The organism is Cellulomonas sp. P4_A2, from assembly GCF_056402515.1.
In genome coordinates, this window is record NZ_JBFUHG010000009.1 from 71353 (window position 1) to 85761 (window position 14409).

Consider the following 14409-nt stretch of genomic DNA (forward strand, 5'->3'; position numbering starts at 1 on the left):
AAGCCGGCGCTCAGACCGACCGGGTCATCCTACTGACGTCTCGGGCTCGCCCTCGGGCGGTACCGGTACCTGGACGTCCGGCACCGGGCGTSCGCCGGGGGCGGCGGGCAGGTGGTCCGTGGCGTCCCCCGCCACGGCGGGGTGGCCGGTCGCGATGCGCGCCTTCTGGGTGGCCGCGTACACGTCGACATACTCCTGGCCGGACAGCGCCATGATCGCGTACATGATCTCGTCGGTGACCGAGCGCAGGATGAACCGGTCGTTCTCCATGCCCTGGTAGCGGCTGAAGTCGAGCGGCTCGCCGATGACGACGCCGATGCGCATGACCTTGGGGATCCGGCGCCCGGGCGGCTGCGCCTCGTCCGTGCCGACCATGGCGACGGGCACGACCGGTGCGCCGGACTCGAGCGCGAGGCGCGCGATCCCCGTCTTGCCGCGGTACAGGCGGCCGTCCGGGCTGCGGGTGCCCTCGGGGTAGATGCCGAACAGGTCGCCGTCGCTCAGCCGCCGCAGGCCCGTGCGCAGGGCTGCCTCGCTGGCCTTGCCGCCGCCGCGGTCCACCGGGATGGTGCCGACACCGCGCATGAACCCTGCCGTCAGCCGGCCCTTGACGCCCGATCCCGTGAAGTACTCCTGCTTGCCGATGAAGACGAGCTCGCGGTCCAGGACCAGGGGCAGGAAGAACGAGTCGATGACGGCGAGGTGGTTGCTCGCGAGGATCGCGGCACCCTCCTCGGGCACGTTCTCGGCGCCGCGCACCCACGGGCGGTAGATCAGGTGCAGCAGCGGACCGACGAACACCCGCTTCATCAACCAGTAGAACAACGGTTCACCTCTCGACCCGACCCACGGACTGTGCGCTCACCCGAGCCAGAGCTCGCACGTGCCAGGCCCCCACGTGCCACGCCGACCGCTCGGCACGACTCTAGAGTGCTCTCATGGCACCACGCCCCGACGACCCCGACGACGGAGTCCCGCCGCACGGCGCGGACGTCCCCGAAGGGACCGGTCCGCCCTCCGACGAGGACGTCTGGAACGGCATCGTCGCGCAGCTCGGGGACATCGACGGCTACGACGGTTCGACGCCGGTGGAGCCCGAGAGCACCAGGCCCCTCGACTTCCCGGTCGCCCCGTGGGTCGCGGACAGCCGCGTCGTGCGTCCGGCGCCGGACCTCTCGGGCCGCGACTGGGAGGGGACGGCCCAGTTCGACGAGGCGGAGGCAGCCGTCGACGCGGGCGAGCACTTCGTGCCTCCGGACCCCGGCCCGGTGCTCGGCGGAGACCCGTTGCTCACGATGGCGTGGATCGCCGCGGTGGGCATGCCGCTCTTCCTGCTCGTCGTGGTCATCGCCTGGCCGGCCGCACCTCCCGCCCTGATCCAGGCGGCCGGCGTCGTGTTCGTCCTGGGCGTGGCCGTGCTGCTCTGGCGCATGCCCAACCGCCGCGACCCCGAGGACGACGACACGGGTGCCGTCGTCTGAGAGGTCAGACCCGCGCAAGGTCCGCCGCGCCGACCATGCCGGCGTCGTTGCCCATCGAGGCCACGACGAGCGCCGCCTCCGGACGGTGCCCCCGGGCGGAGAGCTGCTCGGCGAAACCCCGACGCGCCGGGGCGAGCAGCAGGTCGCCCGCGGCAGCCACACCGCCGCCGACGACGATCAGCGCCGGGTCCAGCAGGGCCGTGGCGGACGCCGCGCCCTCGCCGACCCACCGGCCGAGCTCCGCGAGCAGCTCGACGGCGAGCGGGTCGCCGTCCTGGGCCGCCTGGGTGATCTGCGGACCGGTGAGACGGTCGACGTCCCCGCCGGCGAGCTCGAGCAGCCGCGTCGCGCGGTCGGGCTGGATGATGATCGTGGCCTGGGCGTCGCGCACGAGCGCGCTCCCCGAGGCGTACTGCTCCCAGCAGCCCTCGTGGCCGCAGCCGCAGTAGTGCCCACCGGGGACGACACGCATGTGGCCGATCTCGGCCGCCACGCCCCACGCACCGCGCACGAGCTTGCCGTCGGTGACGATCGCTCCACCGAGGCCGGTGCCCACGGTGAGCATGAGCATGTCGTCGACGTCACGCCCCGCTCCGTACCGGAACTCGGCCCAGCCGGCGGCGTTGGCGTCGTTCTCGACGACGATCGTCACGTCGTCGTCCAGGAGCGCTGCCACGCGGTCGCGCAGCGGGTAGTCGCGCCAGGCGATGTTCGGGGCGAACAGCACCGACGAACGGTCGGCGGAGACGAATCCGGCGGCGGCCAGACCCATCGCGTTGACCTCGTAGGACTGGCTGAGCTCGGCGTAGACGTCCGCGATGGCCTTGTCGATCCCGGCCGCGTCGTCGGGAGAGGTGTCGCGTCGGGTCTGCGCCAGGATCTCGCCGTCCTCGTCGACGACTCCTGCCGCGATCTTCGTCCCGCCGATGTCCACACCGATGGCGTGCATGTTCCCGTGTGCTCCTACGCGCTCGTACTCTGCTCGCGACCGTCCGGTGCGGTCCCCCACGCTAGCCGCCGCCGTGGGTCGGCGCGCACCCCGTCCGACCGACGTCCGGGACCGCGACGCGCAGCGTACCCAACCTGCCCGGATGGCCGCGCGCGTCCCGTATCCTCGTCGCACACTTCGCCACTGTCACTGGAGCCAGCATGGACGAGTTCCGAACTCCTCTGCGTCTCGAGGTCGACCCCTCGAACAACCTGAACGACCTTCTTGCCGAGCGCGTCACGGGAACCCCGGACCGCGTCGTCGTCGAGCACAAGACGCAGAAGGGCGGGCCCTGGATCCCGCTCACCGCCCAGGAGTTCGACGCCGAGATCGTCGCCGTCGCCAAGGGGCTCGTCGCCCGTGGCGTCGAGCCGGGCGACCGCGTCGGGATCATGTCGCACACGCGCTACGAGTGGTCGCTGCTCGACTGGGCCGTCTGGGCGGCCGGTGCCGTCCCCGTGCCGCTGTACGAGACGTCCTCGGCCGAGCAGGTCCTGTGGATCCTGACCGACGCCGACGTGTCGCTCCTGGTCGTCGAGACCGCCGCCCACGCCGCCACGGTCGAGGAGGTCCGGGCGGACGCCCCGACCCTGCGCGAGGTGCTCCTGCTCGACGAGGGCGCCATCGACACGATCGTGGCCGGCGCCGACTCGGTGTCCGACGAGGAGATCGCCCGCCGCCGCGGCCTGGCCGGGCTGTCCGACGTCGCCACGGTCATCTACACGTCCGGCACCACGGGCCGGCCCAAGGGTGTCGAGCTCACGCACGGCAACTTCTACGAGCTGACGGTGAACACGGTCGCCGACCTGTACGAGGTGGTCGGCGAGCCCGGTGCGCGCACGCTGCTGTTCATGCCGCTGGCCCACGTCTTCGCCCGCTTCATCGAGGTGCTCTGCATCCCCGCGGGTGCAGTCCTCGGGCACACGCCCGACACGACCACGCTGATCGAGGACCTGGCCTCGTTCCGGCCCTCGTTCATCCTCGCCGTGCCCCGCGTGTTCGAGAAGGTGTACAACTCGGCCGAGCAGAAGGCCGCCGCGGGCGGGAAGAGCGCGATCTTCCAGCGGGCCGCGAAGACGTCGATCGTCTACTCGCGTGCGCTGGACACGCCGCGGGGACCGAGCGCCTGGCTCAAGCTCCAGCACAAGGTCGCCGACGTCCTCGTGCTCAAGCGCCTGCGCGCGGCGCTCGGCGGGAACGCGAAGTACGCCATCTCCGGCGGAGCCCCCCTGGGCGAGCGGCTGGGTCACTTCTACCGCGGGCTCGGGCTCAACGTCCTCGAGGGCTACGGCCTGACCGAGACGACCGCGCCCGCGACCGTCAACCGCCCCGGCAAGGGCACCAAGATCGGCACGGTCGGCATCCCGATGCCCGGAACCTCCATCCGGATCGCCGAGGACGGCGAGATCGAGGTCAAGGGCATCCCGGTGTTCCGCGGCTACCACGCGAACGACGCGGCGACGCAGGAGTCGCTGGTGGACGGCTGGTTCCGCACGGGCGACCTCGGCTCCCTCGACGACGAGGGCTACCTGCGGATCACGGGTCGCAAGAAGGAGATCATCGTCACTGCTGGCGGCAAGAACGTCGCCCCGGCGGTGCTCGAGGACCGGCTCCGGGCGCACCCGCTGATCAGCCAGGTCGTCGTGGTGGGCGACCAGCGTCCGTTCATCGGCGCGCTGATCACGCTGGACCCCGAGGGCGTTCCCGGGTGGCTCACGGCGCACGGCAAGCCCGAGATGAGCGTCGCCGAGGCGGCCAAGGACCCCGACGTCCTGGCCTCGCTCGACCTCGCCGTCGAGAAGGCCAACAAGGCCGTCTCGCGGGCCGAGTCGGTGCGCAAGTACCGCATCCTCGCCGACGACCTCACGATCGCGAACGGCTACCTCACCCCGAAGCTCAGCATCCGCCGCGCGCAGGTGCTCAAGGACTTCGCCGGCGAGGTGGACGCGCTCTACGCGACGTCGGCGTCCGACTGAGGGTCAGATCGCCTTCACCATCCGCAGGGGCGGCACCAGGCCGGAGGCGGCGAGCACCTCGATGGCTCGCCGCTCGCCGGCGTCGAGCTCCGCGGGCACGGGGGCCCGAGCCGGCTCTGCGGGCGACCGCGTGCGCACGGGGATGGTCAGGAACGTCACGACGCAGTCCGCGCACGCGGCGCCGCGCTGGGTGCAGGTGTCGCAGTCGATGATCATGCGCCGGACGCTAGCGACGACCACCGACAGTCACCTCAGAGGTGCTGGATCCGCGCGACGAGCGTGCGGGACGGGACCACCCACGCGCCGGCGGCCTCGACGTCCCGCACGATCTCCTGGTCGCTCGTCACGACGACGAGCACGCGTCCGGGCGGCTCGGCGTGCACGAGCCGGCGGATGAGGTCGTCGGCGATCTCCCCGACGGCGAACAGGACGCGGACCCCCCGGGCGTGGCCGCCGGTCGCGCCCTGGCCCTCCTGCCCGTCGAAGCACACGGTCACCTCGGCGCCGGTACGCGCCGCCACCCCCGCGAGCCCGTCGACCAGGCGGCGCCGCTGCTCGGCGAGCGTGAGGTCGCCGAAGCCCGTCTTGGAGACGTTGTAGCCGTCGACGAGCAGGTGCGCCCACGGCTGGCGGAGCAGCTCCTCGAGCAGGGCGGGGTCGTCGATCGATCGACCGCGAGAGCTGGGTCGGGCCGCGGCCTGTTCCACGCCCGGGCCGACGAGGTCGGCCGGCTTGTCGCCCGCGGGCGGCAGGGCCAGCTCGGAACGCAGGCCGCTCGCGGCGTCGACGATCGTGTCCAGGAGGAGCCGGACCCGTGCGTCGGCGAGCTTGCGGGCGGCGCGCAGCTCCGCGCGTGCGGCGGTCCGCTCCGCCGATGACGCACGCCGCTCGTCGTGCGCCGCCTGCAGGTCCTGAGCCGCCTGGGCCTGGGCCTGCACGGCGGCGTCGAGCACCGCCTGCGCCTCGTCGGCGGCGCGACGACCCTCGCTGCGCGCGCGGTCGGCGTCCGAGCGCAGCCGGCGCAGCTCGCGCTGGAGGCTCGTGAGCTGCTCCTGCGCCGCCCGCCCGTCCTGCGTCGCGGTCGCCAGGTCGGCGCGCACGCGTTCGGTCTCCGCCTGCGCCTTCGCCAGGCTCGCCCGGAGCTGAGGAAGCTCGGCATCGGCCCCTGAGGCCTCGGGGGGCACGAGGCTCCGCCAGCCGGGCACCCCGAGCAGCCACGCCCCCGCGGCCGCCTGCGGCGACGGTTCCGGGTGCTCGTCGACGACCTGCGCGGCGAGCGCGGGGTTCGCCTGCGCCCAGACGCGCGCGACGCCCTTGCGGAAGACGTCCTCCTGCTGGAGCGCGGTCCACAAAGGGCCGGCCCCCGCGGAGGCGCGGCGACGCGGAGCGAACCGGTGCACGGCGCGCAGGGACGCAGGCACCTCGACGGGCTCGAACGTGCCGAGCGCGTCGGAGGCCGCCTGGACGAGCGCGGAGCGCACGGTCGGCGGGACGTCGGACCGGTCGGCGGGCGCGCCTGCGGCGTCCTCGAGGTCGGTGCCGGTCATGCCAGCACCCTAGGCGGACGCCGGGCCTCCGGTGCGGCGCGGCGGTCGTGTCGGTGACCGTGGGTAGCGTCCGCCCCATGTCGTCCGTCCGCCGCCTACGCCCCGTGTGGGCGGACGCCACCCCGGCGCCGGACGCGCGGCCGCACCAGCCCACCCTCGAGGACCTCGGCACACCGCTGTCGGACGTGACGTTCGTCGTCGTGGACCTTGAGACGACGGGCGGGACGCCCGCCGACTGTGCGATCACCGAGATCGGTGCGGTCAAGGTGCGGGGCGGGGAGGTGCTCGGCGAGTTCCAGACGCTGGTCGACCCCGGCGGGCCGGTCCCGCCGTTCATCCAGGTGCTGACCGGCATCACGACCACCATGCTCATCGGCGCTCCGCCCATCGAGGAGGTGCTGCCCAGCTTCCTGGAGTTCTCGCGCGGGGCCGTGCTCGTCGCGCACAACGCGCCGTTCGACATCGGTTTCCTCAAGGCGGCCGCCGCCAGGACGGGGCACGCATGGCCGGGCAACAAGGTGCTCGACACGGTGCGTCTGGCGCGCCGGGTGGTCACGCGCGACGAGGCTCCGAACCACAAGCTCTCCTCGCTCGCGGCCCTGTTCCACGCGACCGTCACGCCCAACCACCGGGCGCTCTCGGACGCGCAGGCCACCGTCGACGTGCTGCACGCGCTCCTGGGTCGCCTGGCGCCGCTCGGCATCACGCACCTCGAGGACCTCGCCACGGCGACCGACCCGGTCCCGCAGGACGTCCGCCGCAAGCGGACCCTCGCGGACGGCCTGCCGGACTCCCCCGGCGTGTACCTCTTCCGCGGGCCGGGCGAGGAGATCCTCTACGTCGGCACGTCCACGACGTCCCTGCGGCAGCGCGTGCGCAGCTACTTCACGTCGGCGGAGAAGCGCAGCCGCATGATCGAGATGGTGCGCGTCGCGCACCGCGTCGACCCGATCCCGTGCGCGACGCCGCTCGAGGCACGCGTGCGCGAGCTCCGGCTCATCGCGGCCCACTCCCCCCGGTACAACCGCCGGTCCCGCTTCCCGGAGCGCATGCCCTGGGTCCGGCTGACGTCCGAGCCCTACCCGCGGCTGTCCGTCGTGCGCGAGGTCAAGGCCGACGACGGTGCGACGTACATCGGGCCGTTCGCGTCGGCCAAGACCGCCCAGCTCGCCCTCGACGCGCTGCACGAGACGTTCCCGATCCGGCAGTGCACCCGGCGCCTGCCGCTGGTCGCGCCAGCCGGCTCGTCGGCCTGCGTGCTCGCCGAGATGGGTCGGTGCGGTGCGCCCTGCATCGGGGACGCCCCCGACTACGCGGCGGTCGTCGCGGCGGTCCGGCACGCGATGCTCGCCGACGCCGACGCGGTGGTCGGCGCCCACGCGGACCGCATCGACACGCTCGTGGACCAGGAGCGGTTCGAGGAGGCGGGCACCGTGCGCGACCGCCTGGGCGCGTTCCTGCGAGGAGCGTCGCGCGCGCAGCGGTTCGCGCCGGTGTCCGCGTGCCCCGAGCTGGTCGCCGCGCGCAGGACGGAGGACGGCGGCTGGGAGCTCGTGCTCGTCCGGTACGGCCGGCTCGCGGGCMCCGCCCGCGTCGACCGGCGCACCGACCCCCGACCCGCGATCGCGACCCTGCAGGCGTCGGGCGAGCACGTCGAGGCACCGGTCGCTCCCGCGCCGGCGGCGCACCCCGAGGAGACCGACCTCGTGCTCACCTGGCTCGACCAGCCCGGCGTGCGGCTCGTCGAGGTCGCGAGCATCTGGGCCTATCCCGTGCGCTCGGCCCTGCGGCTGCGCGACCCGGCCGCGGCCGTCGCGACCGTGCTCCGCCCGCGCGAGGCCCTGGGACAGCTCCGGCTCCACCCGGCGGAGGCGCTCGGCGACCGGCCGCCGGTCGTCCTGACCGGCGAGCTCGACGACGCCGACGCGCAGGTGCTGCCCACCGGCGTCCGGCGGCCCCGCACGGCATGATGGCGACCATGCTCACCGCCATCGTGCTCATCGACTCGGACGCCGCACGGATCCCGGAGGTCGCGGCCGCGATCGCCGACATCTCGGGCGTCAGCGAGGTCTACTCCGTCACCGGCGAGGTCGACCTCGTCGCCATGGTCCGCGTCCGCGAGCACGACGACCTCGCCGACGTGATCGCCGACAAGATCAGCAAGGTCGAGGGCGTCCTGCGGACCCAGACCTACATCGCGTTCCGGACGTACAGCCAGCACGACCTGGAGCAGGCGTTCAGTCTCGGGCTCGAGGACTGACGCGTCCCGGTCTGACCTCGGTGACCGACTAGGCGGCGCTGGCCGCCCGCCAGCGGGCCAGCACGTCGGCCGCCCGGCCACTGTCCAGGGCCTCCCGCGCGTGCCCGGCGCCCGCGAGCAGCCGCTCGGTCAGCGACCCGTCACTGGTGCCCGGAAGCGTCCCGTCGGCGACGAGCGCGGCCGCGGTGTTGAGCACGACGGTCTCGCGCACCGGCCCCTGCTCGCCGCCGAGGAGCCGGCGGGCGACGTCGGCGTTGTAGTCGGCCTTCGCACCCCGCAGCGACGCGAGCTCGATCCGGGCGACACCGAGGTCTGCCCAGTCCACGACCGACTCGTCGACGAGGCCGTCGCGGACCTCCCAGATCTTCGTCGGGCCGGTGGGGGCGATCTCGTCGAGCCCGTCCTCGCCGCGGAAGACGAGCGCGCTGGCGCCCCGACCCGCCAGGACGCCCGCCATGAGCGGGGCCATCCGGGCGTCGGCGACACCGATCGCCGCGGACCGCGGCTGCGCCGGGTTGGTCAGCGGGCCGAGGAAGTTGAAGGCGGTCCCGATGCCGAGCTCGCTGCGCGCGGGTGCCGTGTGCCGGAACGACGGGTGGAACACCTGGGCGAAGCAGAAGGTGATGCCGACCTCGGTCGCCAGCTCGGCGACGCGGGCGGGCGCGTGGTCGAGCCGGATCCCGAGCGCCTCGAGCACGTCGGCCGAGCCGGACGACGACGAGGCGGCCCGGTTGCCGTGCTTGACCACGGTGAGCCCGGCGCCGGCCACGACGAGGGCGGACATGGTCGAGATGTTGACCGTGTGCGACCGGTCGCCACCGGTGCCCACGATGTCGATGGTCCGACCCGGCACGGTGATCCGCACCGCGTGCTGGAGCATCGTGTCGGCGAGGCCGGTGAGCTCGGTGACGCTCTCGCCCTTGGTCTTCAGGGCGATGAGGAACGCGGCGACCTTCGGCGTCGACGCCTCGCCGCTCATGATCTCGCTCATCGCCCAGGCGGTCTGCTCGGACGTGAGGTCCTGCCGGGCGACGAGCGTGGCGAACAGGTCCGACCAGGTCGGAGCGTCGGTCATCGGGCGACGGCCCGCGCCTCGACGAGCGCCGCGACGGCCGCGTGCAGCTCGACCGGGTCGAGCGGGCGGCTGACGACCGCCTCGGCGTTGGACCACGAGGCCAGCCAGGCGTCCTGCGGTCGACCGGTGAGCACCAGGACCGGGGGGCACCGGTAGATCTCGTCCTTGAGCTGGCGGGCCAGGCCCATCCCACCGACCTTGTCGGCCTCACCGTCGAGGATCAGCAGGTCCAGGCCGCCGGCCTCGGTGCTCGAGATGACCGCCGCAGCCGTCGCGACCTCGACCCACTCGATGTCCGGCGCGCCCCGACGAAGACGTCGTCCGACCGCCAGCCGCACCTGCTCGCGCGCGTCGACGTCGTCGCTGTACAGCAGGATCCGCGGTGCCGGGAGGGCGGCTGCGTTCTCGGGCTGGCCCGTGCTCATGGAGGTCCTCACTCATCGTCGACGTGCGTCCGAGGGGAATCTTGGCACGGGTCGCGGCGAGGCGGTGAGGAGCAACACAAACTCGTCGTCGGGACCCATAGCACGGGGTCCGCGACGCGCCGGTCCGTCGACGGTCCGACCTGCGGCGCGACCGGTCGTGGACGGCCTGCGCGAACGGCGGTCTGCCGCGTGATCGTGCGGCCGACAGGGTGCTGCTCCTCGCGCGCGCGGGCGCCGATCCTGACGGTGTGACATTTACCCGTCGACGCTCCGCAGCTCCAATGACCCATGGCGGGGCGGGTTCGGCCATAATGGCCAACGTGTCGACCGCAACGGCTGCCCCCCGCACCAGCCCCCACGTGAGCGTCAACCGACCGAACCCCGTGTCGGTAGGGACCATCGTGTGGCTGGCCAGCGAGCTCATGTTCTTCGCCGGCCTCTTCGCCATGTACTTCACGCTGCGGTCCGCCGCTCCCGAGGAGTGGGCGTTCTGGACCGCGAAGCTGAACATCCCGTTCGCGACGGCCAACACGATCGTCCTGGTGCTGTCGTCGGTGACCTGCCAGGCCGGGGTGTTCGCCGCCGAGCGATTCCAGCCGGTGCGCAGCGGCTCGCTGCTGAACGCGCGCCGCTGGGGCATGAACGAGTGGATGACGCTGACGTACCTGATGGGCGCGGTCTTCGTGTCGGGGCAGATCTACGAGTACGCGAACCTGGTGCGCGAGGGCCTGACCCTCTCGTCCAGCCCGTACGGCTCGGTCTTCTACCTGACGACCGGCTTCCACGGTCTGCACGTCCTCGGCGGTCTCATCGCCTTCATCTTCCTGCTCGGCCGGTCGTTCACGGCCAAGCGGTTCGGTCACCACGAGGCGACCACCGGCATCGTGGTCTCCTACTACTGGCACTTCGTCGACGTGGTCTGGATCGCGCTGTTCGCCATGATCTACCTGCTCAAGTAGCAGGGGCGGGCCTCGTCGCCCGCCACAACTGAATCCCATCCCCCAACGTGCGAGACGAGGATCGATCCGTGAAGGCACTCGCAGCCCGCAGGCAGGATCGGCGTGCGCCGATCGTGCTGCTCCTGCTGGCGCTGCTGCTCACCGGTGGGCTGTACGCGGTGCTGGCACCGACGTCGGCCAGGGCGACGACCGTGAAGGCCGACGCCAGTGACATCGCGACCGGTGAGAAGCTGTTCCAGGCCAACTGCGCCACGTGCCACGGACCCTCGGCGGCCGGCACCGCGAGCGGACCGTCGCTGATCGGCGTCGGCGCCGCAGCAGTGGACTTCCAGGTGGGCACGGGCCGCATGCCGGCCCAGATGAACGGCCCGCAGATCGAGGCCAAGCCGGTCCAGTTCGAGCAGGAGCAGATCAACCAGCTCGCCGCGTTCGTGGCCTCGCTCGGTGACGGCCCCGCCATCCCGACCGCGGAGATGGTCGACCCGGCGCTCGGCAACGCGTCCAACGGCATGGCGATCTTCCGCACCAACTGCGCGATGTGCCACAACGCGGTCGGCGCCGGCGGCGCCCTCTCGCAGGGCAAGTTCGCGCCGAAGCTGTGGGACACCACGCCGACGCACATCTACGAGGCCATGCTCACCGGCCCGCAGTCGATGCCCGTGTTCAACGACGCGAACATCACGCCCGAGGAGAAGCGCGACGTGATCGCGTTCATCGACCAGCAGGGTGGCGCGTCCCCGGGCGGCCTGACCCTCGGTGCCCTCGGACCCGTCAGCGAAGGCCTCTGGGCGTGGGTGGTCGGACTCGGCCTGCTCATCGGCGCAGCGGTCTGGATCGGAGCCAAGTCCTCGTGAGCATCCACGACCCGGCCCCCGAGGCCACGACCGACAACTCGCTGGTGCTGCGCGAGGACGGGACCTACCCCGAGCGGTTCGAGGACCCGGGCCACCCGGAGCACCACGACCGGATGGGCGACAACGACCCGAAGGCGAACAAGAAGGCCGAGCGCCAGGTCGTCTTCTTCTTCGTCCTGTCGGTCATCGCGACCATCGGCTTCCTCGTCGCGTACTTCGCCATTCCCCCGGGCGAGACGCCCGAGTCGATGCGGCTGTCGAACTTCCTGCTCGGTATCGGGCTCGCGGTGTCGCTGCTCGGCATCGGCATCGCCGCGGTCCACTGGGCCAAGGCCCTGATGAACGACCACGAGAAGGCCGAGGAGCGGCACGAGCAGCGCAGCTCCGACGAGACTCGTGAAGCCGCCGTCGAGGTGCTCAAGGAGGGCGCCGCCGACTCGGCGATCGGCCGCCGCGGACTGCTCCAGGGCACGATGATCGGCGCGCTCGCGCTCTTCCCGCTCGCGATCATCGTGCCGATCGTCGGCAACGTCGGCGACGACTGGAACGTCAGCAAGTTCAAGTACACGATGTGGAAGAAGGGCACCCGTCTCACGACGGACCCGAGCGGACGGCCGATCAAGGCCGCGGACGTGACCGTCGGGTCGGTGTTCCACGTCCAGCCGGACAAGCTCGACGAAGAGGCGCACCCGCTCGACGAGAAGGCCAAGTCCATCGTCCTGATGGTCCGACTCAATCCTGAGGATCTCAAAGAATCCGAAGAGAAGAAAAGTTGGTCCTATAACGGGATCGTCGCATACTCGAAGATCTGTACTCACGTAGGCTGTCCGGTCGCGCTGTACGAGCAGCAGACCCACCACCTCCTGTGCCCGTGCCACCAGTCGACCTTCGACGTGTCGGACGGAGCGAAGGTCGTGTTCGGACCGGCGAAGCGGCCCCTGCCGCAGCTGCCGATCACCGTTGATGACGAGGGCTATCTGATCGCTCAGAGCGACTTCAATGAGCCCGTCGGCCCGAGCTTCTGGGAGCGTCTTACGTGACCACGACATCGACCCCCTCCCCGGTCGAGAAGATCGCCGCAGGCACGGCGGACTACCTCGACCAGCGCACCGGCATCGGTACCGCGGTCAAGGTCTTCGCGCGCAAGATCTTCCCCGACCACTGGTCGTTCCTGCTCGGTGAGATCGCGCTCTACAGCTTCATCACGATCCTGATCTCGGGCGTCTTCCTCACGCTCTTCTTCGTGCCGAGCATGAACGAGGTCGTGTACGACGGACCGTGGGTGGCCCTGCAGGGGCAGCACATGTCCGAGGCCTTCGCCTCGACGCTGAGGCTTTCCTTCGAGGTCCGCGGCGGACTGCTGATGCGGCAGATCCACCACTGGGCCGCGCTGATCTTCATGGCCTCGATCGTCACGCACATGATGCGCGTCTTCTTCACGGGCGCGTTCCGCAAGCCGCGCGAGGTCAACTGGGTGGTCGGCTTCACGCTGATGATCCTCGGGCTCGCCGCAGGCTTCACGGGCTACTCGCTCCCCGACGACGTGCTCTCCGGCAACGGTCTGCGGATCACCGACGGTGTGGTGCGGGCCATCCCGATCATCGGCAGCTACACGTCGTACTTCCTGTTCGGCGGCGAGTTCCCCGGTGACGTGCTGATCCCGCGCATGTTCACGGTGCACATCCTCCTGATTCCCGGGATCATCCTCGCGCTCATCGGGCTGCACCTGTTCTTCGTCGTGCTGCACAAGCACACGCAGTACCCGGGCTCGGGTCGGTCGAACAAGAACGTCGTCGGCTACCCGCTCTTCCCGATCTACGTGGCGAAGGCCGGCGGCTACTTCTTCCTCGTGTTCGGCGTCATCGCGCTCATGGCGGCGACCATGACGATCAACCCGGTCTGGAACTACGGCCCGTTCGATCCGTCCATCGTCTCCGCGGGCGCTCAACCGGACTGGTACATGCTGTTCCTCGAGGGGTCGCTGCGCCTGATGCCCGGCTTCGCCGAGGTCGTCATAGGTCAGTACACGCTCTCGCTGAACGTGATCATCCCGGCGATGGTGATCCCGGGCATCCTGTTCACGGCGCTCGCCCTGTACCCGTTCATCGAGGCATTCGCGACGGGCGACCACAAGGAGCACCACGTGCTCGACCGGCCGCGCAACCGGCCGTTCCGTACTGCGTTCGGCGCCTCGCTGCTGACCGCGTTCTTCATCCTCATCCTCGCCGGTTCGAACGACCTCATCGCAACGCACTTCCACCTGTCGATCAACGACATCACGTGGGGGTTCCGCGCATTGATCTTCCTGGGTCCGTGGTTCGCGTTCTGGATCACCAAGCGCATCTGCCTCGGCCTGCAGCGCAAGGACCGCGAGCTGGTCCTGCACGGCCACGAGACCGGTCGCATCGTCCGGTTCGCCAACGGCGAGTACATCGAGGTCCACAAGCCCCTCGACCAGCACGAGCGGTGGTTGCGCGTCCAGCACGACAACACGCGGCCGCTGGAGATCGAGCCGGCCGAGGACTCGCGCGGCGTGCGTCGCAAGGGCTACCGGCTCGACCGCATGCGGCAGCGGCTCTCGGAGACGTTCTACGAGGACCGCATCGAGCCCGTGACACCCGCCGAGCTCGTCGCCGCGCACTCCCACGGCGAGCACGACTCGATCGAGAGCGCCGCTCACGGTCCGGCCGAGCTGACCGGGGCCGGGGCGGGCACCGTCGGCGGTGGCCAGCACCTGGTCGATCCGAAGGATGAGACGGCCCCTGACGGGCGGAATCGCTGATCCTGAGCAACAGTTGTCCGAAGAGTGGGGGGGGGGGGGGGGGGGGGGGGGGGGGGGGGGGG

General features: G+C 71.5%; 14 protein-coding genes. 8 read left to right on the forward strand and 6 right to left on the reverse strand.

What is annotated here, in order from left to right; genetic code table 11:
- Positions 1-24: 24 nt before the first annotated feature.
- Positions 25-825, reverse strand: coding sequence for a lysophospholipid acyltransferase family protein (locus tag AC1DUE_RS11340; RefSeq protein ID WP_477039522.1), 801 nt, complete (start codon positions 823-825; stop codon positions 25-27).
- Between the two features lie 113 nt (positions 826-938).
- Here AC1DUE_RS11340 and AC1DUE_RS11345 point away from each other — a divergent pair, with 113 nt between their 5' ends.
- Positions 939-1481 carry a hypothetical protein gene (locus tag AC1DUE_RS11345; RefSeq protein ID WP_477039523.1) on the forward strand — a complete coding sequence of 181 codons (543 nt, stop codon included), beginning with the start codon at positions 939-941 and terminating at the stop codon, positions 1479-1481.
- A 4-nt stretch (positions 1482-1485) separates the two neighbouring features.
- Here the strand turns inward: AC1DUE_RS11345 and AC1DUE_RS11350 are convergent, their stop codons facing one another.
- A complete protein-coding gene (locus AC1DUE_RS11350; protein WP_477039524.1) occupies positions 1486-2430 on the reverse strand; it encodes an ROK family glucokinase in 945 nt (314 codons plus the stop codon).
- A gap of 200 nt (positions 2431-2630) precedes the next feature.
- On the opposite strand from AC1DUE_RS11350, the gene AC1DUE_RS11355 reads away from it, so the two are divergent.
- Positions 2631-4445, forward strand: a complete 1815-nt coding sequence (locus tag AC1DUE_RS11355; protein ID WP_477039525.1) for an AMP-dependent synthetase/ligase — start codon at positions 2631-2633, stop codon at positions 4443-4445.
- 3 nt (positions 4446-4448) lie between these two features.
- On the opposite strand, the gene AC1DUE_RS11360 is transcribed toward AC1DUE_RS11355, so the two are convergent.
- Positions 4449-4661, reverse strand: a complete 213-nt coding sequence (locus tag AC1DUE_RS11360; protein WP_477039526.1) for a hypothetical protein — start codon at positions 4659-4661, stop codon at positions 4449-4451.
- A gap of 35 nt (positions 4662-4696) precedes the next feature.
- On the reverse strand, positions 4697-5992 hold the full coding sequence (locus tag AC1DUE_RS11365) for an NYN domain-containing protein (RefSeq protein ID WP_477039527.1): 1296 nt from the start codon (positions 5990-5992) through the stop codon (positions 4697-4699).
- A gap of 77 nt (positions 5993-6069) precedes the next feature.
- Here AC1DUE_RS11365 and AC1DUE_RS11370 point away from each other — a divergent pair, with 77 nt between their 5' ends.
- A complete protein-coding gene (locus tag AC1DUE_RS11370) occupies positions 6070-7962 on the forward strand; it encodes a DEDD exonuclease domain-containing protein (RefSeq protein WP_477039528.1) in 1893 nt (630 codons plus the stop codon).
- Positions 7963-7970: 8 nt separating this feature from the next.
- Entirely contained in the window at positions 7971-8252 is a 282-nt protein-coding gene (locus AC1DUE_RS11375; RefSeq protein ID WP_477039529.1) for an Lrp/AsnC family transcriptional regulator, read from the forward strand.
- Between the two features lie 28 nt (positions 8253-8280).
- On the opposite strand, the gene trpD is transcribed toward AC1DUE_RS11375, so the two are convergent.
- Together trpD and AC1DUE_RS11385 are read right to left on the reverse strand one after the other, a co-directional pair.
- Positions 8281-9327: an anthranilate phosphoribosyltransferase gene (trpD, locus tag AC1DUE_RS11380; RefSeq protein WP_477039530.1), complete on the reverse strand. Its 1047-nt coding sequence runs from the start codon at positions 9325-9327 to the stop codon at positions 8281-8283.
- Positions 9324-9752, reverse strand: coding sequence for a hypothetical protein (locus tag AC1DUE_RS11385; RefSeq protein ID WP_477039531.1), 429 nt, complete (start codon positions 9750-9752; stop codon positions 9324-9326). Before AC1DUE_RS11385 ends, trpD begins: the two co-directional genes overlap by 4 nt.
- A gap of 311 nt (positions 9753-10063) precedes the next feature.
- Here AC1DUE_RS11385 and ctaE point away from each other — a divergent pair, with 311 nt between their 5' ends.
- The 4 genes from ctaE to qcrB all read left to right on the forward strand — a co-directional run bounded on the left by ctaE (position 10064) and on the right by qcrB (position 14347).
- A complete protein-coding gene (ctaE, locus tag AC1DUE_RS11390) occupies positions 10064-10711 on the forward strand; it encodes an aa3-type cytochrome oxidase subunit III (protein ID WP_477039532.1) in 648 nt (215 codons plus the stop codon).
- 68 nt (positions 10712-10779) lie between these two features.
- Positions 10780-11565, forward strand: coding sequence for a cytochrome bc1 complex diheme cytochrome c subunit (gene qcrC, locus AC1DUE_RS11395; RefSeq protein WP_477039533.1), 786 nt, complete (start codon positions 10780-10782; stop codon positions 11563-11565).
- Positions 11562-12605, forward strand: a complete 1044-nt coding sequence (gene qcrA / locus AC1DUE_RS11400; RefSeq protein ID WP_477039534.1) for a cytochrome bc1 complex Rieske iron-sulfur subunit — start codon at positions 11562-11564, stop codon at positions 12603-12605. The genes qcrC and qcrA overlap by 4 nt, the downstream gene beginning before the upstream one ends.
- A complete protein-coding gene (qcrB, locus tag AC1DUE_RS11405) occupies positions 12602-14347 on the forward strand; it encodes a cytochrome bc1 complex cytochrome b subunit (RefSeq protein ID WP_477039535.1) in 1746 nt (581 codons plus the stop codon). Before qcrA ends, qcrB begins: the two co-directional genes overlap by 4 nt.
- Positions 14348-14409 lie beyond the last annotated feature (62 nt).

Bases quoted from the DNA above. Each gene is read 5' to 3' on its own strand.
- AC1DUE_RS11345 (WP_477039523.1), top strand. From the start codon at position 939: ATGGCACCACGCCCCGACGACCCCGACGACGGAGTCCCGCCGCACGGC.
- AC1DUE_RS11350 (WP_477039524.1), bottom strand. From the start codon at position 2,430: ATGCACGCCATCGGTGTGGACATCGGCGGGACGAAGATCGCGGCAGGA.
- AC1DUE_RS11355 (WP_477039525.1), top strand. From the start codon at position 2,631: ATGGACGAGTTCCGAACTCCTCTGCGTCTCGAGGTCGACCCCTCGAAC.
- AC1DUE_RS11360 (WP_477039526.1), bottom strand. From the start codon at position 4,661: ATGATCATCGACTGCGACACCTGCACCCAGCGCGGCGCCGCGTGCGCG.
- AC1DUE_RS11365 (WP_477039527.1), bottom strand. From the start codon at position 5,992: ATGACCGGCACCGACCTCGAGGACGCCGCAGGCGCGCCCGCCGACCGG.
- AC1DUE_RS11375 (WP_477039529.1), top strand. From the start codon at position 7,971: ATGCTCACCGCCATCGTGCTCATCGACTCGGACGCCGCACGGATCCCG.
- trpD (WP_477039530.1), bottom strand. From the start codon at position 9,327: ATGACCGACGCTCCGACCTGGTCGGACCTGTTCGCCACGCTCGTCGCC.
- AC1DUE_RS11385 (WP_477039531.1), bottom strand. From the start codon at position 9,752: ATGAGCACGGGCCAGCCCGAGAACGCAGCCGCCCTCCCGGCACCGCGG.
- ctaE (WP_477039532.1), top strand. From the start codon at position 10,064: ATGGCCAACGTGTCGACCGCAACGGCTGCCCCCCGCACCAGCCCCCAC.